Origin of the sequence: Streptomyces parvus, assembly GCF_014648875.1 — a bacterium.
Taxonomy (GTDB): domain Bacteria; phylum Actinomycetota; class Actinomycetes; order Streptomycetales; family Streptomycetaceae; genus Streptomyces; species Streptomyces parvus.
In genome coordinates, this window is sequence record NZ_BMRY01000010.1 from 277,853 (window position 1) to 296,572 (window position 18,720).

An 18,720-nucleotide genomic window follows, 5' to 3' on the forward strand; every position below is an offset into this window, starting at 1 on the left:
TGTGTACGTGTACGTCGATGGAGGGGCAGAGAAGCCATGTGCGGGATCGTCGGATACATCGGGAAGCGTGACGTCGCTCCGCTGCTGCTGGAGGGCCTGCAGCGGCTGGAGTACCGGGGCTACGACTCCGCGGGCATCGTCATCACCAGCAAGGCGGCGGCGGGCAAGCCGGGCACGCTGAAGATGGTCAAGGCCAAGGGCCGGGTCCGTGAGCTGGAGGCCAAGGTCCCCAAGCGGTTCGCGGGCACCACCGGCATCGCCCACACCCGCTGGGCCACGCACGGCGCCCCGAGCGACGAGAACGCGCACCCGCACCTGGACGCGGAGAGCAAGGTCGCCGTCGTCCACAACGGGATCATCGACAACGCCTCCGAGCTGCGCACCCGGCTCACCGCCGACGGCGTCGTCTTCCTCTCGGAGACCGACACCGAGGTGCTGACCCACCTGATCGCCCGCTCCCAGGCCGACACCCTGGAGGAGAAGGTCCGCGAGGCGCTGCGCCACGTCGAGGGCACGTACGGCATCGCCGTGCTGCACGCGGACTTCAACGACCGCATCGTGGTCGCCCGCAACGGCTCGCCGGTCGTCCTCGGCATCGGCGAGAAGGAGATGTTCGTCGCCTCCGACGTCGCCGCCCTGGTCACCCACACCCGCCAGGTCGTCACGCTGGACGACGGCGAGATGGCCACGCTGAAGGCCGACGACTTCCGTACGTACACGACGGAGGGCTCGACCACGACGGCCACGCCGACCACCGTGGAGTGGGAGGCCGAGTCGTACGACATGGGCGGCCACGACACGTACATGCACAAGGAGATCTCCGAGCAGGCCGACGCCGTGGACCGGGTGCTGCGCGGCCGGATCGACGACCGGTTCTCCACCGTGCACCTGGGCGGCCTCAACCTGGACGCCCGCGAGGCGCGCGGGGTGCGCCGGATCAAGATCCTCGGCTGCGGCACCTCGTACCACGCGGGCCAGATCGGCGCCCAGCTCATCGAGGAGCTGGCCCGGATCCCCGCCGACGCCGAGCCGGCCTCCGAGTTCCGCTACCGCAACCCGGTCGTGGACCCCGACACCCTGTACGTGGCGGTCTCCCAGTCGGGCGAGACGTACGACGTGCTGGCCGCCGTCCAGGAGCTGAAGCGCAAGGGCGCGCGGGTGCTGGGCGTGGTCAACGTGGTCGGCTCCGCGATCGCCCGGGAGGCCGACGGCGGTACGTACGTCCACGCGGGCCCGGAGGTCTGCGTGGTCTCCACCAAGTGCTTCACCAACACGGTGGTCGCCTTCGCGCTGCTCGCGCTGCACCTGGGCCGGATCCGTGACCTGTCGGTCGCGGACGGCAAGCGGATCATCGACGGGCTGCGCCGGCTGCCGGAGCAGATCAGCGAGATCCTGGCGGGCGAGGACGAGATCAAGCGGCTCGCGGCGGAGTACGCGGACGCCAAGTCGATGATGTTCATCGGCCGGGTGCGCGGCTATCCGGTGGCCCGCGAGGCCTCGCTGAAGCTGAAGGAGGTCTCGTACATCCACGCCGAGGCCTACCCGGCCTCCGAGCTGAAGCACGGCCCCCTCGCACTGATCGAGCCCGCGATGCCGACCGTGGCGATCGTGCCGGACGACGACCTGCTGGAGAAGAACCGCGCCGCGATGGAGGAGATCAAGGCCCGCAGCGGCCGCATCCTCGCCGTGGCCCACCAGGTGCAGGAGAAGGCCGACCACACCATCGTCGTGCCGAAGAACGAGAACGAGCTGGACCCGATCCTCATGGGCATCCCGCTTCAGCTGTTCGCGTACCACACGGCCCTCGCGATGGGCCGGGACATCGACAAGCCGCGCAACCTGGCGAAGTCCGTGACGGTCGAATAGCCGACCCCGTACGTACGTCGGGCCCCGTAACCGCGTCCTCGCGGTACGGGGCCCAACGCGTGGCGTCACAGGGCCTTCTGGCGGTCCCTCAGGGATACGCCCCCTCAGGGGATGACGATGACCGGGCGTTGCGCGCGGCGGGCCAGGCGGCCGGCCACCGATCCGAAGATCCGGCCGACGATGCCGTGCGTGGAGCCCACGACGATGGCGTCGGCGGCGTACTCCCGGCCGACCTCCTCCAGCTCGTGGCAGATGTCGCCGCCGCGCTCGACCAGCACCCAGGGGACCTCGGAGAGATAGTCGGCGCACGCCAGCTCCAGGCCGAGGACCTCGGTGCGGTGGTCGGGGACGTCGACGAAGACGGGGGGCTCGCAGCCCGCCCAGACGGTGGTCGGCAGCCGGTTGGCGACATGGACGATGATCAGGCCGGAGCCCGAACGTCCGGCCATGCCGATGGCGTAGGCGAGGGCCCGCTCGCTCGACGTGGAGCCGTCGAAACCGACCACGACTCCGTGCCGGAAGGCGGGATCGCACGCATGGCGTGCTTCGTCGACCGTGCGCGGCTCCGACCCGGGGTCGGTCAGCGGCTTGCGGTCTTTGGGTTCAGGGATTTCGTGACCGGCCATCGGTGTCTCGGCGAAGAGAGTCCTCGTGAGGAGGGAACGGTTTCGATGTGCATCAGGTGCGTCGGCTGACGGTGAAGCTCTGTCCGGGAATCATCTTCCCAACCCCATACCCCCAAGGGTACGGCGTCACTCCTCCATCGCCCAGACCCCCGCAAAAGCGTGCGCGACGCTGGAGGGAGCATGCCCGAGCCCGTCCGGTATGGCAATGCCGGTTGTGTCGTACACGGGCCTCCGGAGCGGCGAACACCGTCAGGCGTCCTGTTTTTCGCGACGCTCCGCGACCGGCCGTCGGAGGCCATGACGGGGCCCGCACCCGGTCCCTGTTGGCCACGTCGCCGAAGACCGCCCGAAACCTGCCGACCGTATGTTCCCCGGCACATCGGCCGGCGACGGGAACCGGCGGAGCCTCGACCCCGTCCACGCCGCAACGCCCGCCGTAACCGCCCTTCCTGACCCGGACACGCCATGAGGCCGCGGCCGCGAGGGAGCGCACCGGCGCGGTCGTCAGAGAGCGGTTGTGCGCCCGGCGTGACCGGATACAGCACACACAACCGATGGTTTTGAGCCAACTTCACCGGAGGGGTGACCCCTTCGCGGGATGGCCGGACACCCCACCGCCCACCAGGCAGGAACGGACCGCGCGGTACGCTTTCACCCGACGCGGACGGGCCACGTTGGCGAAGGGCACTTCCCTGTGCGCTTCGCAGGTGGAACGCTTCGTGATCGAACGCTTCACGCCACGTTTCCTTATCGACATTGAGCCGGTGGGGGAAGGTGTCACGGCAGGACCACGCGACGCAGTAGATTCGATCTTGAAAATCGGGGGCTGGGGAACCGTGCGAGACCGAGGGGAAACGTGCAGGAGCGGCAGGCCCGTAAGGACCGGAAAGACGCGAACACCGAGGGGGGCTTAGCGTCATGAGCCAGGACTCCGCCACCGCGACGGAGGCCGCACGCAAGCTGACCGGGCGGCGACGCCGGGAAGTCGTTGCCGTGCTGCTGTTCAGCGGCGGCCCTATCTTCGAGAGCTCCATCCCGCTCTCCGTTTTCGGGATCGACCGGCAGGACGCGGGAGTTCCCCGCTACCGCCTGTTGGTCTGCGGGGGCGAGGAAGGTCCGCTGCGCACCACCGGCGGGCTCGAACTCACCACGCCGTACGGCCTGGAGGCGATCAGCAGGGCCGGCACCGTGGTGGTGCCCGCCTGGCGGTCGATCACCTCGCCGCCGCCCGCCGAGGCACTGGAAGCGCTGCGGCGCGCCCACGAGGAGGGCGCCCGCATCGTCGGTCTGTGCACGGGAGCCTTCGTGCTCGCGGCCGCGGGCCTGCTGGACGGCCGGCCGGCCACCACACACTGGATGTACGCGCCGACGCTGGCCAAGCGCTATCCGTCGGTGCACGTCGATCCGCGCGAGCTGTTCGTGGACGACGGCGATGTGCTCACCTCCGCCGGCACGGCGGCGGGTATCGATCTCTGCCTCCACATAGTCCGCACCGACCACGGCACGGAGGCCGCCGGGGCACTCGCCCGCCGGCTGGTCGTGCCGCCGCGGCGCAGTGGCGGGCAGGAGCGCTACCTGGACAGGTCTTTACCGGAGGAGATCGGGTCCGACCCGCTCGCCGAGGTCGTGGCCTGGGCCCTGGAGCATCTGCACGAGCAGTTCGACGTGGAGACGCTCGCGGCGCGCGCCTACATGAGCAGGCGGACCTTCGACCGCAGGTTCCGCTCGCTCACCGGCAGCGCACCGCTCCAGTGGCTGATCACCCAGCGGGTGCTTCAGGCACAGAGGCTGCTGGAGACCTCCGACTACTCGGTCGACGAGGTCGCCGGCCGCTGCGGATTCCGCTCCCCGGTCGCGCTGCGCGGGCACTTCCGCCGCCAGCTCGGCTCCTCCCCCGCCGCGTACCGGGCCGCCTACCGGGCCCGTCGTCCGCAGGGGGTGGCGGAGAGCGCCGCGACGGTGGTCGAGACGACGGTGCCCAGCCAGGGGCCGCCGCCCGGTCGCAGGGGCACACCCGTGTCCGCCGCACCCGTCGCCGTGGCGGCGTCGGTGGGGCCCGGGGAGCACTCACTGCCGGGTCCTGACGCGTTCGCTCCCGGACGCCCGGCCCTGCCGGGACAGCGGAGTGCCCCGTAGGGTGGGCCCCATGAACGACCGCATGGTGTGGATCGACTGCGAGATGACCGGGCTCTCGTTGGCGGACGACGCACTCATCGAGGTGGCCGCCCTGGTCACCGACTCGGAGCTGAACGTGCTCGGTGAAGGGGTGGACATCGTGATCCGCCCGCCGGACGCGGCCCTGGAGACCATGCCCGAGGTGGTGCGGCAGATGCACACCGCCTCGGGCCTCCTCGACGAGCTGGCCGGGGGCACCACCCTGGCGGAGGCCGAGGAGCAGGTCCTGGCCTACGTCCGCGAGCATGTGAAGGAGCCCGGCAAGGCCCCGCTCTGCGGAAACTCGGTCGGTACCGACCGCGGCTTCCTGGCGCGGGACATGCGGGACCTGGAGAGCTACCTCCACTACCGGATCGTGGACGTGTCCTCGGTCAAGGAGCTGGCTCGGCGCTGGTTCCCCCGGGCGTATTTCAACAGCCCGGACAAGAACGGCAACCATCGGGCGCTGGCGGACATCCGTGACTCCATCACGGAGCTCCGCTACTACCGGGAGGCGGTCTTCGTCCCGCAGCCCGGACCGGACTCGGAGCGCGCCAAGGAGATCGCGGCGCGCCTGGCGGCCTCGACCGCCCCGTAGGAACCCGCTGGTCACGGGGGCGCGAGCGCCTGCGGACCGGCTCCGGGAAAGGGGGGCGCGAGCACCCTCCCGGACCCTGTACACTTTTTCTCGGCCGGTCGGAAACGACCGGACGACATGGTGGGTATAGCTCAGATGGTAGAGCACCTGGTTGTGGTCCAGGATGTCGCGGGTTCAAGTCCCGTTACTCACCCTGAAGGAAGGGCCCCGGTCTTTGGACCGGGGCCCTTTCGCGTACGCGCTCCGCCGATCGGGCGATCAGGCGATCAGGTCAGAACGTGATGTTCGGGCGAGAACGAGGCGTTCGGATCAGAACGTCACGTCGGAGCAGGCGTAGAAGGCATTGCCGGTGTCCGCGATGGTCCAGACGCCGAGGATCAGGTGCTTGCCCGACTTCTGCGGCAGCGCGCCGGCGTGGGTGACGGTGGAGCCGGGCTGCCGGCCGCCGAAGGGCACGGTCAGGAAGGGCTGCGGCTCCAGGTCGGCCCGGGTAAGGGGCTTCGCCGGGTCGTAGCCGTCCTTGGTGACGTAGTACCGGAAGTCGGTCGTGGCGTGCCGGGCGGTGATCCGCCAGCGGAAGGTGTGGCTCGCCCCGGCGGTCACGGCGGTGGCCGGCCAGGTGCCGCCGCGCGGATCGTCCAGCTCGGCGAAGCGCTGGTTGCCCCCGGCACAGATCAGACCGTCACGGGGGCCGCGCGCCGGAAAGCCCTTGGGGCCCTCGACACTCGGCGGCTCCCACTGGATCTGTCCGCAGTTGCGGACGGTGCCGTTGCCGCACAGCTGCTGCCTGCTGACCGGCGAGTCGGTGTAGCCGTGGCTCTGCGCGCTGCCGGAGGTGGCCAGCAGGGAGGCCCCGGCGATACCGAGGCCGAGGAGTAAGGACGTGATCTTTCTGCGCATTCGGTGCTCCTGAGGTGAGGGGTGGAGCTTGCGGACAGACGGACCGAGCGCGGCGGCTCGCCCCGCTTGGTCTAGACCAAGAAGGAGGCTAGCCCTGCCCTTTGGTCATGTCCATACCATTGAAGCCCCGCCCCGGATCGGAGCCGGCGCGCCCGCCCTCACGACGAGTCGCGGACCACCAGCTCCGTGGGCAGGACCACGGACGGGCGCTCGTCGCCCGGGGTGCGGCCCGCGATCTCGTCCAGGAGGAGCTGGGCCATGCGGCGGCCCATCTCCTCTATGGGCTGGCGGACGCTGGTGAGGGCCGGGTGCATGTGGCGGGCGACCACCGAGTCGTCGAAGCCGACCAGGGCCACGTCCCCGGGGATGCGGCGGTCCGCCTCGCGCAGGACCTGGCGGGCGCCGGCGGCCATCACGTCGGAGGCGACGAAGACCGCGTCCAGGTCGGGGCGGCGGGCCAGGAGGTCGCGCATGGCCGCCGCGCCGCCCTCCTCGGTGAAGTCGGCGGGGGCGATGAGGCGCTCGTCCGGGGCCAGGCCGGCGGCGGCGACCGCCGCGCGGTAGCCGTCCAGGCGGCGCTGGGCCCCGTACACCTCCAGGCGACCGGTGATCGTGGCCACCCGGCGGCGTCCCCGGGCGACGAGGTGCTCGACGGCGGCCCGCGCGCCCTCGAAGTTGTCGGAGTCGACCGAGGGCAGCGTCTCGGCCGCGTGCCGGGCGCCGCTGATCACGCACGGCATGCCCAGCTGCTCCAGGAGTTCCGGCAGCGGGTCGTCGGCGTGCACGGCGACCAGGAGGACTCCGTCGACGCGGTGGGCGGTGAGGTACTGGGCGAGGCGGCGGCGCTCGCGGTCGTTGCCGACGAGGGTGAGGAGCAACTGCATCTCGGTGTCGGCCAGTGCGGCCCCGACGCCGCGCACTATGGCGGAGAAGTACGGTTCGGCGAAGAAGCGGGTCTCCGGCTCGGGCACCACCAGCGCGATGGCGTCGGTGCGGTTGCCCGCCAGGGCGCGGGCGGCACGGTTGGGGACGTATCCCAGCTCGGCCACGGCCGCTTCGACCGCCTCACGGGTCGCGTCGCTGACCCGGGGCGAGCCGTTGATGACCCGCGAGGCGGTGCCCCGGCCGACCCCGGCCCGTGCCGCCACCTCTTCGAGCGTGGGCCGCCCGCCGCTCCGTACTCGCGCTGCCGCCATGGCCGCCTCCCCGTTCCCGGTCAATTTCTCACAGCCGTAACGTCAATCCAAGTCCTGGATCGATCACCTCGACGAGCGTACGGACAGGGTATTGGGAGCGCTCCCAAAAGAGGTAACGGCAGAGCGGTGGGCCCGGTCGCCGAGACGACCGGGCCCACCGCTTCCCCGAGGGTCAGGCCTGCGGGGGCAGCGCGTGACGGGCGATCACATCGCCGTACCAGCGGGCGCTGGACTTCGGCGTACGGCGCTGGGTCGCGTAGTCGACGTACACCGCGCCGAAACGCTTCGCATAGCCGTAGCCCCACTCGAAGTTGTCCATCAGGGACCAGAGGAAGTAGCCCCGTACGTCGGCCCCGTCGGCCACCGCCCGGCGGACCGCCTCCAGGTGGCCGTGCAGATAGGCGATCCGCTCGGGGTCGTGGACCCGGCCGTCCGCGTCCGGGGCATCGTCGAAGGCGGCCCCGTTCTCGGTGACCATCAGCGGCAGGTCCGGGTGCTCGCGGGATACGTCCATGAGGAGGGCGTGCAGACCGTTCGGGTCGACCGACCAGTTCATGGCGGTGCGCGGCTTGCCCTCGGCCAGGTGGAAGGCCACGTGCTCGGAGCCGGGCCACGGGGAGTGGTCGCTGCTGCCGTGGCCGTCGTTGCGGGTGTCCCCGGCGCCGTCGGCGGGGGTCGAGACGATGGTGGGCGTGTAGTAGTTGACGCCGAGCACGTCGATCGGGGCCGCGATGGCGGCGAGGTCGCCCTCGCGGATCAACTCGGGCCAGTTCACGATGCGTTCGGTGTCGGCCAGCAGGTCTTCCGGGTACGCGCCCTTCAGCATCGGGCCGGTGAAGATCCGGTTGCCCACCGCGTCGATCCGGCGGGCCGCGTCCGCGTCCGCCGCGCTGTCGGTCAGCGGGCGCACCTGGTGGAGGTTGAGGGTGACCGAGGTCTGCGCGGCAGCGGGGAGGTTCGCGCGCAGCGCCTCGGTCGCCCGGCCGTGGGCGAGGTTGAGGTGGTGGGCGGCCCGCAGCGCGGCGGCCGGTTCGGTGCGGCCGGGGGCGTGGACCCCGGAGCCGTAGCCGAGGAAGGCCGAGCACCAGGGCTCGTTGAGCGTCGTCCACATCGAGACCCGGTCACCGAGCGCGCGGGCCATGATGGCCGCGTAGTCCGCGAACCGTTCGGCGGTCGCGCGCTCGGGCCAGCCGCCCGCGTCCTCCAGCTCCTGCGGCAGGTCCCAGTGGTAGAGCGTGGCGACGGGCTTGATCCCGGCGCCGAGCAGCTCGTCGACGAGCGAGCGGTAGAAGTCCAGGCCGCTTTCGACGGCGGGGCCCCGGCCGGTGGGCTGGACCCGGGACCAGGAGACGGAGAAGCGGTACGCCTGGAGGCCGAGGCGCTTCATCAGGGCGACGTCGTCGCGGTAGCGGTGGAAGTGGTCGGCGGCCACGTCCCCGGTGTCGCCGTTCAGGACCTTGCCGGGCGTGTGGCTGAAGGTGTCCCAGATGGAGGGGGTGCGGCCCCGCTCGGCGGCCGCGCCCTCCACCTGGTAGGCGGCGGTGGCCGCGCCCCAGAGGAAGCCGGTCGGGAAGGGGGCCTGGGCGGCGGGTGCCTGCTGCGGGACCGTGTCGGGTCGGACGGCTGTCATGCGGGAGCGCTCCCTAGGGGAAGGTGAGGGGTGTGGGGAGGGGTGGGGTGGTGCTTCAGCCCTTGACCGCGCCGGACATGATGCCGCCGACGATCCGCTTGCCGAAGAGGACGAACACCACGAGCAGCGGCAGCGTGCTGATCAGCGCGCCCGCCATCACGATGGACTGGTCGGGGGTGTACGAGGCGCTGAGCTGGCCGAGGGCCACCTGAAGGGTCGGGTTCTGCTGGTTGAGGGCCAGGTAGGGCCAGAAGAAGTCGTTCCACGCCTGGACGAAGGTGAGCATCCCGAGCACCATCATCGCGGGGCGCGCGACCGGCAGCACCACGCTGCGCACGATGCGGAAGTTGTTCGCGCCGTCGATCTTGGCCGCCTCGATCAGCTCGTACGGCAGGGCCTCGATCAGGTACTGGCGCATGAAGAACACGCCGAACGCGCTCACCAGGGTCGGGAAGATCACCGATTCGAGCTGACCGCCCCAGCCGAGGCCGGACATCATCATGAACAGCGGGACGACGCTGAGCTGCGGCGGGATGGTGAGGGTGGCGATGACCGCGGTCATCAGCCAGCCGCGGCCCCGGAAGCGCATCTTGGCGAACGCGTAGCCGGCGAGCGTGCAGAAGAAGAGCGTCGCGAGGGTGATCGAGGACGAGACGATGACGCTGTTGAGGATCGCCTTGCCCAGGTTCGCCTGCTCCCAGGCGGTCTGGACGTTCTCGAACAGCTTTCCGCCGGGGAAGAACGGCGGGGTGGAGGCGAGGACTTCGTCCTGGGTGCGGGAGGCCGCGACCAGGGTCCAGTAGAGCGGCAGCAGCGAGCTGAAGCCCACGACGGCGAGCGCGACGTACGCGAACGGGCCGCCCTTCATCTGCTGTCCGGCGCCCATCCGGAAGCGGCTCGGGCGAGAGGGCCCGCCGCTCTTCGGGGCCGGGGCGAGCTTCACCGGAGTGGTGGGCGTGGTGCTGGTGAGGGTCATGAGGGCGCTCCCGGTCGGACCGCGGACGTACGGAAGAATCGGCCGACGATCCAGTTGGCCGCGGCGATGAGCAGCAGGAGGGCGAGCATCGCCCAGGCGACGGCGGCGGCCGGGCCGAGATGTCCGAGGTTCCAGCCGTAGTTGTAGAGGTAGATGCTGAGCGTCTCGTACTGGTTCTCGTTGCCGCCGGTGGCGCCCAGGGCACCGCCCTCCAGCAGCAGCGGTTCACCGAAGAGCTGCATGGAGCCGATCGTGGAGATGACGATGGTGAACAGGATCGTCGGCCGCAGCGAGGGGATGGTGACCTTGCGGAACTGCTGCCAGCGCGACGCCCCGTCCAACGAGGCCGCTTCGTAGAGGTCGTTGGGGACCGCCTGCATCGCAGCCAGGTAGATCAGTGCGTTGTAGCCGGTCCACCGCCAGATGACGATGATCGAGATGGCGAGCTTCGACGTCCAGTGCCCGTTGGCCCAGTTGACCGGATCGAAGCCGACGAGGCCCAGCGTCCAGTTGAGCAGTCCGCCGTCCGCCCGGAACACCAGGGCGAAGACGAGGGCCGCCGACGCCACGGAGGTGGCGTACGGGGTGAGGATGATCGTGCGCCAGAACGTGCTGGCCCGCAGGCGGTAGTTGAGGAGATGGGCGAGGCCCAGGGCCATCAGGAGCTGCGGGACGGTCGAGATGACGCCGATCAGGAAGGTGTTGCTGACCGAGGTCCAGAACTCGGGGTCGTGCAGGATCTTGTCGAAGTTCTCCCAGCCCACCCACTCCATGGAGTCCAGGCCGGTCATCGAGACCCGGTGCAGGGCGATCCAGCCGGTGTAGAGCAGCGGGTAGAGGCCGAAGGCCCCGAAGATCAGGAAGAACGGGGCGATGTAGGCGTACGGGGACGCCTTGTCGTCGAACCGCCACAGCCGGCTGCGCCACAACTGCCGCCGCTCGGCGGTCGGTTCCTTCTTCGATGTGCGGGGCGCTGGCGCGTCCGCGTCCCGGGTGGGGGTCGAGGTTGCCACGGGCGGGGAGTCCTTCCCTGGGGGCGGCTGGGGAGTCGGGCGGACGGGGCGGGCGGACGGGACAGCTGCCGCCCGCCCCGGAGGGCGATGAGGGCCCGGGTCAGGTCAGCCGATGGCCTTGTCGATCGTCCGGACGGCCGCGTCCCAGGCCTTGTCGGGGCTGGTGCCGCGCTGCTCCATGTTGTTGATCTGGGTGGAGATGGAGTCCTTGATCACGCCGTCCTTCGGGCCGAGGACCGCCTCGGGGATGGACTTCGCGCCGTCGGCGTAGATCTGGCCGATGGGGGCGTTGTTGAAGTACGGCAGGGTCGCGTTCTTCACGTCGGGCAGCTCGTAGGCGCCCTGGTTGGACGGGAAGACGCCGATCGCCTTGAAGACAGCGGCCTGCTGCTCGGGGGCGGTCAGCCACTTGACGAGCTTGGCGGCCTCGTCCACGTTCTTCCCGGACTTGGGGACGGCGAGGAAGGAGCCGCCCCAGTTGGCGGAAGTACCGCCGGGGGCACTGGTGATGTCCCACTTGCCCTTGTTGGCGTCACCGGCGTACGTGGAGATCTGGCCGGCCATCCAGGCGGGACAGACGACGGTGGCCACGGTGCTCTTGCGCAGGGCCGCCTGCCACTGGTCCTCGAACTGGGCCAGGCCCTGCGTCAGCTTCTTGGACGCGGCCTGGGCGGCGAGGTCCCAGCCCTTCTCGACACTCGCGCTGTCCTTGTAGATCGGCTTGCCGCTCGCGTCGTAGTACTGCTCGGGGCTGGAGCTGACCACGGCGTTGAACATGGCGCTCGCGGAGTCCATGAAGTACGTGCCGGAGGGGGCCTTCTTCTTGTACTGCTCGCCGAGAGCGAGGTAGGCCTCCCAGCCGCCCTCGGTCAGCTTCGCCACCTCGTCGCGTTCGGTGGGCAGCCCGGCCTTCTCGAAGAGTTCGCGGTTGTAGCAGAGGGACATGGGGCCGATGTCGGTGCCCGCGCCGATGACCGCGCCGCTGGGGGCGGTGGCCTGCTTCGCCTTCCAGGACACCCACTCGTCCACGCCGATGACCTTGGAGAGGTCGGCGAAGGAGTCCGCCTTGGTGTCGACGATCTCCTTGATCCGGCCGACCTCGATGCCCTGGACGTCGGCGAGGCCGCTGCCGGAGTTCAGCTGCTGGAGGAGCTTGGGATAGTAGTTCTTCTCCTCGGCGGTGGTGTCCTCCTTGACCGTGATCTTCGGGTTCAGCTCGTGGTACTTCTCGAAGAGCCCGGCCTCCTTGTAACCGAACTGGCCGAAGTCGGCGACGGTCAGGGTGATGTTGCCGTTCGCGTCGGCTCCCTTGTCCGAGTCGGACGAGCCGCCGCACCCGGTGAGCAGGAGGGCCGTGACCGTGAGGCCCGTGGTGGCCACGAGGGCGGTTCTGTGGCGTCGACCGGCAACGCTGCGGGTGATGCGCATTCCACTGCTCCTTGTTCCGGGGATCCGGCAATGGCGCATGGGAGCGCTCCCATGCATCGATGCCGGAAGGTTCCTGCCTCCAGGGGGTGGGTGTCAAGAGTTGAAGACGATTCCGTTGCCGAGGGATGTCCGGCGCGTCACGGAGGGGGTCCTGGGCAACCCTCCCGTCGGAAGGTGAACGGGGGCATCCCGGGGCCGGGTGAGGTGCCGGTGCACACCGCCCCTGTTAATTTCTCCTTTATGCGCCTTTTGATCATCTTGGTCGCCGACCCCAGCCCCGGTGAGTGAGGCAGGATGGGCGTCCTGCGCGACCATCCCGAACTGGCCCTCTTCTTCTGCCTCGCGGCCGGCTATCTCGTCGGCAAGCTCCGCGTCGGCCCGATCACGCTCGGCGGTATCTGCGGCACCCTGATCGTGTCGCTGCTGATCGGCACCCGGCACGTCAACGTCGACGACGACGTCAAAACGGTCTTCTTCGCGCTGTTCATCTTCTCGCTCGGCTACCTGGCCGGGCCGCAGTTCTTCGCCAACCTCAACCGCAAGAGCCTGCGCTTCTTCACGCTCTGCCTGATCGAGCTGGTCTGCGTCCTCGGGATCGCCTTCGGACTGGCCAAGGCCTTCGACCTGGACGTGGGCACGGCCTCCGGCATCCTCGCGGGCGCGGCCACCGAGTCCGCCGTCGTGGGCACGGCCACCGAGGCGATCGGGAAGCTCAGCGACCTGACCTCGGAGCAGATCACCCAGTACCAGGGGCATGTCGCCACCGCCTACACGGTCTGCTACCTCTTCGGCCTGATCACCATCGTGCTCTTCACCAGCCAGATCATGCCGATGCTGCTGCGCATCAACCTGGCGGACGCCTCGCGCGAGCTGTGGGAGAAGATGCGCGGCGGGCAGGCCGGTCTGGAGTCCGACGAGCGCGAGGCGCTGCCCGGCATGGTGGGCCGCACGTATCTGGTGACGCTGGCGGACGGCCGGACCGTCGGTGACCTCCAGAGCGCCATGGGCGGCCGGATCACCGTCGAGGGGGTCAAGCGCGGCAGCAGGCTGCTGACGCCCTCCCCCGGCCTGGAGCTGACGCTCAGCGATCTGGTGCAGGTGGTCGGGGAGCGGGCGGCGATCATCGACGCGGGCCGGGAGATCGGCCCGGAGACCCCGGCGGTTCCGGGGCTCGACACCCCGCTGGCCACCAGCCAGGTCGCCGTCACCGAGAAGGAGACGATCGGCGCGACCATCGACCGGCTGGAGAAACGGCACCCGGAGTTCCGCAAGGACGGGGTGTACATCACCGACGTGCTCCGCAACGACCAGCATCTGCCCGCCAGCGGCGAGACCGTCCTCGCCCGGGGCGACGTACTCACCCTGGTCGGCGCCCGGGGCGGGCTGAACCGGCTCGTCGCCAAGCTCGGCGCGGTGGTGAAGAACGACGCCACCGACTTCGTCTACCTCGGCTTCGGCATCGTGGCGGGCTCGCTGCTCGGCCAGATCGTCGTCAAGCTCGGGGACGTCCCGATGTCGCTCGGCACCGGCGGCGGCTGTCTGATCTCGGGTCTGGTCTTCGGCTGGTTCCGCTCCCGCAGCCAGACCTTCGGGGCGTTCCCGCCGCAGGCCGCGACCACGCTCAAGGACATGGGCCTGGCCGTCTTCATCGCCTGTACGGGGCTGGCGGCGGGCCCGCAGGCCTGGCCGCTGCTGAAGGAGTACGGGGCGCTGCTGCCGTTCGCGGGCATCGCCATGGTGCTGGTCCCCGCGACGATCTCGCTGATCGTCGGGACCAAACTGCTGAAGATCGAGAAACCGCTCCTGATCGGCGCCATCGCCGGCCAGCAGTGCTCGACCCCGGCGATCACCTCCATCACCCAGGTGGCCCAGAGCTCCGTCCCGCTTCTCGGCTACACGATCACGTACACGCTCTCCAACTTCCTGCTGCCGCTGACCGGGCCCATCCTGGTCGGCGTCCTGGGTGCCTGACGTGACCGCCCTTAGGGCCTGTCGTCACATTCCCGTCGTCGCCCGAAGGGCGGCCGGGCGGCGCATGGTGCGTGCGATCGCAAGGCGCCGGAATGGTCTCGTAGCGGAGCTACTAGGGCATTTCGGCAACGCCGCGAGCGTGCGTGCCAGGCGTCGCCCGGCAGGCGGGAATGTGACGACAGGCCCTAACCCACCGACCCGTACGGAACGGACACCACCATGCCGAAGACCCGCCTCAGCCGTGACGAGATCCGGTCCTACGCCCAGCTCTCCCCCTTCGAGCTGAAGGACACGTTCATCCGGATCGCGACGGACGCGCAGAGCGACCGGCCGGGCCAGAAGGGGAAGACGACCCGGGCCATGCTCAACGCCGGCCGAGGCAACCCGAACTGGGTCGCCACCGGCCCCCGCGAGGCGTACCACGCGCTCGGCTACTTCGCGATCTCGGAGTCCCGGCGGGTGTGGACGGCCGACAACCTGGGCGGCATGCCGGAGGAGGCCGGGTGTGCGGAGCGCTTCGACCACTTCGTCCGTACGCACCCGGAGCTGCCGGGCATCGAGCTGCTGAAGGCGAGCGTGGACCTGGCGGTGAAGCGGTTCGGCTTCGACCGGGAGGCGTTCCTGCACGAGCTGGCGGACTCCTCGATCGGGGACAACTACCCGGTGCCGGACCGGATCCTGCGCCACACGGAGGAGATCGTGCGCGGCTATGTCGCGGACGAGATGTTCGACCACCGGCCGCCGGAGGGCCAGACGCTGAGCCTGTTCGCGACCGAGGGCGGTACGGCGGCGATGTGCTACATCTTCGACTCGCTGATGAAGAACGGGATCCTGGGGAAGGGCGACCGGATCGCCCTGATGGTGCCGGTGTTCACCCCGTACCTGGAGATCCCCGAGCTGGACACGTACGACTTCGACGTGGTGCACGTGGAGGCGAGCCTGTTCACCGAGACCGGGGTGCGGCAGTGGCGCTACCCGGAGGAGGAGATCGCCAAGCTCGCGGACCCCTCGATCAAGCTGGTCTGCTGCGTCAACCCGAGCAACCCGCCCTCGCTGGCGCTCTCCACCCGGGTCTCCGAGCAGATCGTGTCCGTCGTCGCCGGGAAGAACCCGAACCTGATCATCGTGACCGACGATGTGTACGGGACCTTCGTGGAGGGCTTCCGTTCGCTCGCGGCCGACCTGCCGCGCAACACCCTCCTCGTCTACTCCTACTCCAAGCACTACGGGGCGACCGGCTGGCGGCTCGGGGTGATCGCACTGCACGACGACAACGTGATCGACGCGATGCTGGCGGAGCAGGACCAGGAGCAGAAGGACCGGCTCAACAGGCGTTACGGCTCACTGACGTTGGAGCCGGAGAAGATGCGGTTCATCGACCGGATGGTGGCGGACTCCCGGCAGGTGGCGCTGAACCACACGGCGGGGCTCTCGCTGCCGCAGCAGGTGATGATGGCGCTGTTCTCGCTCTTCGACATGCTGGACGAGGGGCAGGCGTACAAGCACCGGATCCGGGCGATCGTGCGGCAGCGGCTCGAACTCCTGCTGGAGGGCGCGCACATGAAGATCTCGGAGGATCCGAAGCGGGCGGCGTACTACATCGAACTGGATCTGCTGGCCGAGGCGGAGCGGGTCCACGGGAAGCCGTTCGCCGACTTCCTGGAGCAGAACTACGAGCCGGTCGACCCCCTGTTCCGGCTGGCCGAGCAGACCTCGGTGGTCCTGCTCAACGGCGGTGGCTTCGACGGCCCTCAGTGGTCGGTGCGGGTGTCGCTGGCCAACCTGGACGACCTGGACTATCTGAAGATCGGCCACCATCTGCGGGCGATCTTCGACGCGTACGCGGAGGAGTGGCGGGCGCAGGCCGGGTGACCCGGGACCGTTCCAAGGAGGAGAACGCCCCGGCCGGAGGTGGGGTGCGGTCCGGCCGGGGCGCGCGGTGGGGGCTGTCCTGTACGGCGGTCGGGGAGCCGGTGTCCCCGCCGCCACCGGGGCGAACGGTGGCGGCGGGGGCCGACGTGGGGGCCCCGGGGGGAGGTGGGGGCTCGACGACTCCCGGGGTTGCTTCACGAGCACGCTATCGCCTGCGGAACGGGCGAAGGGGGCGTTACGGACAGGGGTTGGTGTTCTTAGGTTCCGCTTAAGGAACGCATCGGAGCGGGTTAATGCTGGGCCCCCGGCCCGGTCGTGGTCCGGGCCTCCTTGCGCCCCCGCCACCCGATCCGGCGGCCCACCCGGCGGCCGTGGCCGCGCCGGCCGCGCTCGGGGCGGTTGCCGTGCAGGCCGATCCAGATCCGGACCTCGGTGCCGCCGAGGACGGACCGGCCGATGCGCAGATCGCCGCCGGTGGACTCGGCGACCCGGCGCACGATGTCCAGGCCGAGGCCGGTGGAGCCGACGGAGCCGCCCGCGCCGGTGCGCCCGCTGGCGCCCCGGGCGAGGGCCGCCTTCGGGTCGTCGATCCCCGGTCCGGCGTCGGAGACGAGCACGATGACCGCGTCGCCGCTGTGGTGGACGTCGACGGCGAAGGCGGTGCCCTCCGGGGTGTGGCGGAAGACGTTGCCGAGCAACGCGTCGAGTGCGGCGGCCAGTTCGGTCCGGGCTACGGGGGTGCGTACCGTACGGTCGACTCCCGCGAGGCGCACCTCGCGGCCCTCGTCCTCGGCGAGCGCCGACCAGAATCCCATGCGTTCGCGGATCACCTCGGAGGCGTCGCAGCCGGCCTCCGGCTGCCCGCCCTGGGTCTGCGGGCGCTGTTCGCGGGCGGTGCGGATGATCGTGTCGACCTCGTGCTCCAGCTGCTGGACGGCCGCCCGGGTCTGCTCGGCCGCCGGGCCCTCGCCGAGGGACGCGGCGTTGAGCCGGAGCACGGTGAGCGGGGTGCGGAGCCGGTGCGAGAGGTCGGCGGCCAGCTCGCGCTCGTTGGCCAGGAGCTGGACGACCTGGTCGGCCATGGAGTTGAACGCGGCGGCGGCGGAACGCAGTTCGGTGGGCCCCTCCTCGGGGACCCGGGTACCGAGACGCCCCTCCCCCAGGTCCTGGGCGGCTCCGGCGAGGCGCTGGGCGGGCTGCACCATCCGTACGCCGAGCCGGTCGGCGACCGCGACGGAGCCGACGATCAGGGCGACGCCGACGCCCGCCAGCATCAGCCAGGCGGTGGCGACCCCGTTGGAGACCTCGCCCTCGGGGACGAACACCTCGACGACGGCGATCTCGCCGGTGCTCAGCGCGGTCGGCTGGAGGAGCGCGAACCCGCCGGTGACCTCGGTGATGGAGGCCCGCCCGGCCTTGCGCACGGTCTCCACGTCCTCGGGAGTGGCGCGGCGGGTGCCGATGTCCAGCGCCTCGCCCCCGGTTCCGCCCGCCGCCTCCTCGGGGGCCGGGACGTGGACGGCGAGGTGGCCCCGGTCGCCCGGTTCGGTGGACAGGACGGCCCGGGTCAGCTCCTCCCGGTCGGTGGTGATGGAGAGGGTCGGGGCGATCGTTCCGGCCTGGCGTTCGGCGTCGGAGAAGGCCCGGTCGCTGGCCATCTCCCGGATGACGAGTCCGAGCGGTACGGCGAAGGCGATGACGACCATCGCGGTGACCGCCAGGCAGACCTTGACCAGGGCCCATCTCATGCGGGCGGCTCCACGGCCGGCGCGTCGGCCGGCGGCTGGAGTTTCACGCCGACGCCGCGCAGGGTGTGCAGATAGCGCGGGCGGGCGGCGGTCTCGCCGAGCTTGCGGCGCAGCCAGGACAGGTGGACGTCGATGGTCTGGTCGTCGCCGTAGGACTGCTGCCAGACCTCGGCGAGCAGCTCCTTGCGGGCGACGACGACGCCCGGCCGCCCGGCCAGGAAGGTGAGCAGGTCGAATTCGCGTCGGGTCAGGTCGAGTTCGGCCCCGTCCAGCTCGGCGCTGCGGCGCAGCGGGTCGATGGAGAGGCCGCCGACGCGGATGACCCTCGGGGGCGGCGCCTCGCTCCCGGCGGCGCGCGAGCGGCGGAGCACGGCGGCCATCCGGGCGGAGAGGTGCTCGACGGAGAACGGTTTCGTCAGGTAGTCGTCGGCGCCGTCGTTGAGCAGCCGGACGATCTCGCTCTCGTCGTCCCGGGCGGTGGCGATGATGACGGGCACGTCGGTGATGGACCGCAGCATCTTCAGCGCCTCCGCCCCGTCCAGGTCGGGCAGCCCGAGGTCGAGGATGACCACGTCGAAGCGGAAGTGCGCGACCTCGCGCAGCGCTTCGAGCGCGGTGCCCACGCTCCGTACCGTGTGGGAGGCCTCACTGAGGTGCCGGATGAGGGCGGAACGTACGAACTGGTCGTCCTCGACCACGAGCACACTTGCCATGGGCGGCACCGTACGCCATGGCGAGGGGC

Annotated in this window: 13 protein-coding genes, 1 tRNA gene and 1 pseudogene; 6 read left to right on the forward strand and 9 right to left on the reverse strand. The window is 70.4% G+C overall.

What is annotated here, in order from left to right:
• Positions 1-36: 36 nt before the first annotated feature.
• Entirely contained in the window at positions 37-1,866 is a 1,830-nt protein-coding gene (gene glmS / locus IE140_RS28085; RefSeq protein WP_150193061.1) for a glutamine--fructose-6-phosphate transaminase (isomerizing), read from the forward strand.
• A gap of 104 nt (positions 1,867-1,970) precedes the next feature.
• On the opposite strand, the gene IE140_RS28090 is transcribed toward glmS, so the two are convergent.
• Positions 1,971-2,492 (reverse strand): universal stress protein, encoded by a 522-nt coding sequence (locus IE140_RS28090; protein WP_032774844.1) that lies wholly within the window; start codon positions 2,490-2,492, stop codon positions 1,971-1,973.
• Positions 2,493-3,410: 918 nt separating this feature from the next.
• Here IE140_RS28090 and IE140_RS28095 point away from each other — a divergent pair.
• The 3 genes from IE140_RS28095 to IE140_RS28105 all read left to right on the forward strand — a co-directional run bounded on the left by IE140_RS28095 (position 3,411) and on the right by IE140_RS28105 (position 5,437).
• A complete protein-coding gene (locus tag IE140_RS28095) occupies positions 3,411-4,628 on the forward strand; it encodes a helix-turn-helix domain-containing protein (RefSeq protein WP_093444778.1) in 1,218 nt (405 codons plus the stop codon).
• 10 nt (positions 4,629-4,638) lie between these two features.
• On the forward strand, positions 4,639-5,244 hold the full coding sequence (gene orn, locus IE140_RS28100) for an oligoribonuclease (RefSeq protein WP_093444830.1): 606 nt from the start codon (positions 4,639-4,641) through the stop codon (positions 5,242-5,244).
• Between the two features lie 120 nt (positions 5,245-5,364).
• Positions 5,365-5,437, forward strand: a tRNA-His gene (locus tag IE140_RS28105).
• A gap of 116 nt (positions 5,438-5,553) precedes the next feature.
• Here IE140_RS28105 and IE140_RS28110 read toward each other — a convergent pair.
• From IE140_RS28110 to IE140_RS28135, 6 genes and pseudogenes are all read right to left on the reverse strand, one after another.
• Positions 5,554-6,144 carry a lytic polysaccharide monooxygenase auxiliary activity family 9 protein gene (locus IE140_RS28110; protein WP_032764905.1) on the reverse strand — a complete coding sequence of 197 codons (591 nt, stop codon included), beginning with the start codon at positions 6,142-6,144 and terminating at the stop codon, positions 5,554-5,556.
• Positions 6,145-6,302: 158 nt separating this feature from the next.
• Complete coding sequence (locus IE140_RS28115) at positions 6,303-7,340, reverse strand: LacI family DNA-binding transcriptional regulator (RefSeq protein ID WP_088575148.1); 1,038 nt, start codon at positions 7,338-7,340, stop codon at positions 6,303-6,305.
• 172 nt (positions 7,341-7,512) lie between these two features.
• Positions 7,513-8,970, reverse strand: a complete 1,458-nt coding sequence (locus IE140_RS28120; protein ID WP_109178646.1) for a GH1 family beta-glucosidase — start codon at positions 8,968-8,970, stop codon at positions 7,513-7,515.
• Positions 8,971-9,025: 55 nt separating this feature from the next.
• Positions 9,026-9,946, reverse strand: a complete 921-nt coding sequence (locus tag IE140_RS28125) for a carbohydrate ABC transporter permease (RefSeq protein ID WP_150198770.1) — start codon at positions 9,944-9,946, stop codon at positions 9,026-9,028.
• Positions 9,943-10,959: a carbohydrate ABC transporter permease gene (locus tag IE140_RS28130; protein WP_093444775.1), complete on the reverse strand. Its 1,017-nt coding sequence runs from the start codon at positions 10,957-10,959 to the stop codon at positions 9,943-9,945. Before IE140_RS28130 ends, IE140_RS28125 begins: the two co-directional genes overlap by 4 nt.
• A gap of 321 nt (positions 10,960-11,280) precedes the next feature.
• Positions 11,281-12,444, reverse strand: a pseudogene (locus IE140_RS28135) (ABC transporter substrate-binding protein); the annotation flags it as partial.
• Positions 12,445-12,681: 237 nt separating this feature from the next.
• Between IE140_RS28135 and aspT the strand changes: the two are divergent.
• Together aspT and IE140_RS28145 are read left to right on the forward strand one after the other, a co-directional pair.
• A complete protein-coding gene (gene aspT / locus IE140_RS28140; protein WP_150198350.1) occupies positions 12,682-14,358 on the forward strand; it encodes an aspartate-alanine antiporter in 1,677 nt (558 codons plus the stop codon).
• Positions 14,359-14,577: 219 nt separating this feature from the next.
• Positions 14,578-16,230, forward strand: a complete 1,653-nt coding sequence (locus tag IE140_RS28145) for a bifunctional aspartate transaminase/aspartate 4-decarboxylase (protein WP_093444772.1) — start codon at positions 14,578-14,580, stop codon at positions 16,228-16,230.
• Positions 16,231-16,520: 290 nt separating this feature from the next.
• Here IE140_RS28145 and IE140_RS28150 read toward each other — a convergent pair whose 3' ends face one another.
• Both IE140_RS28150 and IE140_RS28155 read right to left on the reverse strand, forming a co-directional pair.
• Positions 16,521-17,978 (reverse strand): sensor histidine kinase, encoded by a 1,458-nt coding sequence (locus IE140_RS28150; RefSeq protein WP_150196233.1) that lies wholly within the window; start codon positions 17,976-17,978, stop codon positions 16,521-16,523.
• Positions 17,975-18,691, reverse strand: a complete 717-nt coding sequence (locus IE140_RS28155; protein WP_078566698.1) for a response regulator transcription factor — start codon at positions 18,689-18,691, stop codon at positions 17,975-17,977. The genes IE140_RS28150 and IE140_RS28155 overlap by 4 nt, the downstream gene beginning before the upstream one ends.
• Positions 18,692-18,720 lie beyond the last annotated feature (29 nt).

Excerpts from the sequence above, each read along its gene's own strand:
- glmS (WP_150193061.1), top strand. The coding sequence starts at position 37 with ATGTGCGGGATCGTCGGATACATCGGGAAGCGTGACGTCGCTCCGCTG.
- IE140_RS28090 (WP_032774844.1), bottom strand. The coding sequence starts at position 2,492 with ATGGCCGGTCACGAAATCCCTGAACCCAAAGACCGCAAGCCGCTGACC.
- IE140_RS28095 (WP_093444778.1), top strand. The coding sequence starts at position 3,411 with ATGAGCCAGGACTCCGCCACCGCGACGGAGGCCGCACGCAAGCTGACC.
- orn (WP_093444830.1), top strand. The coding sequence starts at position 4,639 with ATGAACGACCGCATGGTGTGGATCGACTGCGAGATGACCGGGCTCTCG.
- IE140_RS28110 (WP_032764905.1), bottom strand. The coding sequence starts at position 6,144 with ATGCGCAGAAAGATCACGTCCTTACTCCTCGGCCTCGGTATCGCCGGG.
- IE140_RS28115 (WP_088575148.1), bottom strand. The coding sequence starts at position 7,340 with ATGGCGGCAGCGCGAGTACGGAGCGGCGGGCGGCCCACGCTCGAAGAG.
- IE140_RS28120 (WP_109178646.1), bottom strand. The coding sequence starts at position 8,970 with ATGACAGCCGTCCGACCCGACACGGTCCCGCAGCAGGCACCCGCCGCC.
- IE140_RS28125 (WP_150198770.1), bottom strand. The coding sequence starts at position 9,946 with ATGACCCTCACCAGCACCACGCCCACCACTCCGGTGAAGCTCGCCCCG.
- aspT (WP_150198350.1), top strand. The coding sequence starts at position 12,682 with ATGGGCGTCCTGCGCGACCATCCCGAACTGGCCCTCTTCTTCTGCCTC.
- IE140_RS28145 (WP_093444772.1), top strand. The coding sequence starts at position 14,578 with ATGCCGAAGACCCGCCTCAGCCGTGACGAGATCCGGTCCTACGCCCAG.
- IE140_RS28150 (WP_150196233.1), bottom strand. The coding sequence starts at position 17,978 with ATGAGATGGGCCCTGGTCAAGGTCTGCCTGGCGGTCACCGCGATGGTC.
- IE140_RS28155 (WP_078566698.1), bottom strand. The coding sequence starts at position 18,691 with ATGGCAAGTGTGCTCGTGGTCGAGGACGACCAGTTCGTACGTTCCGCC.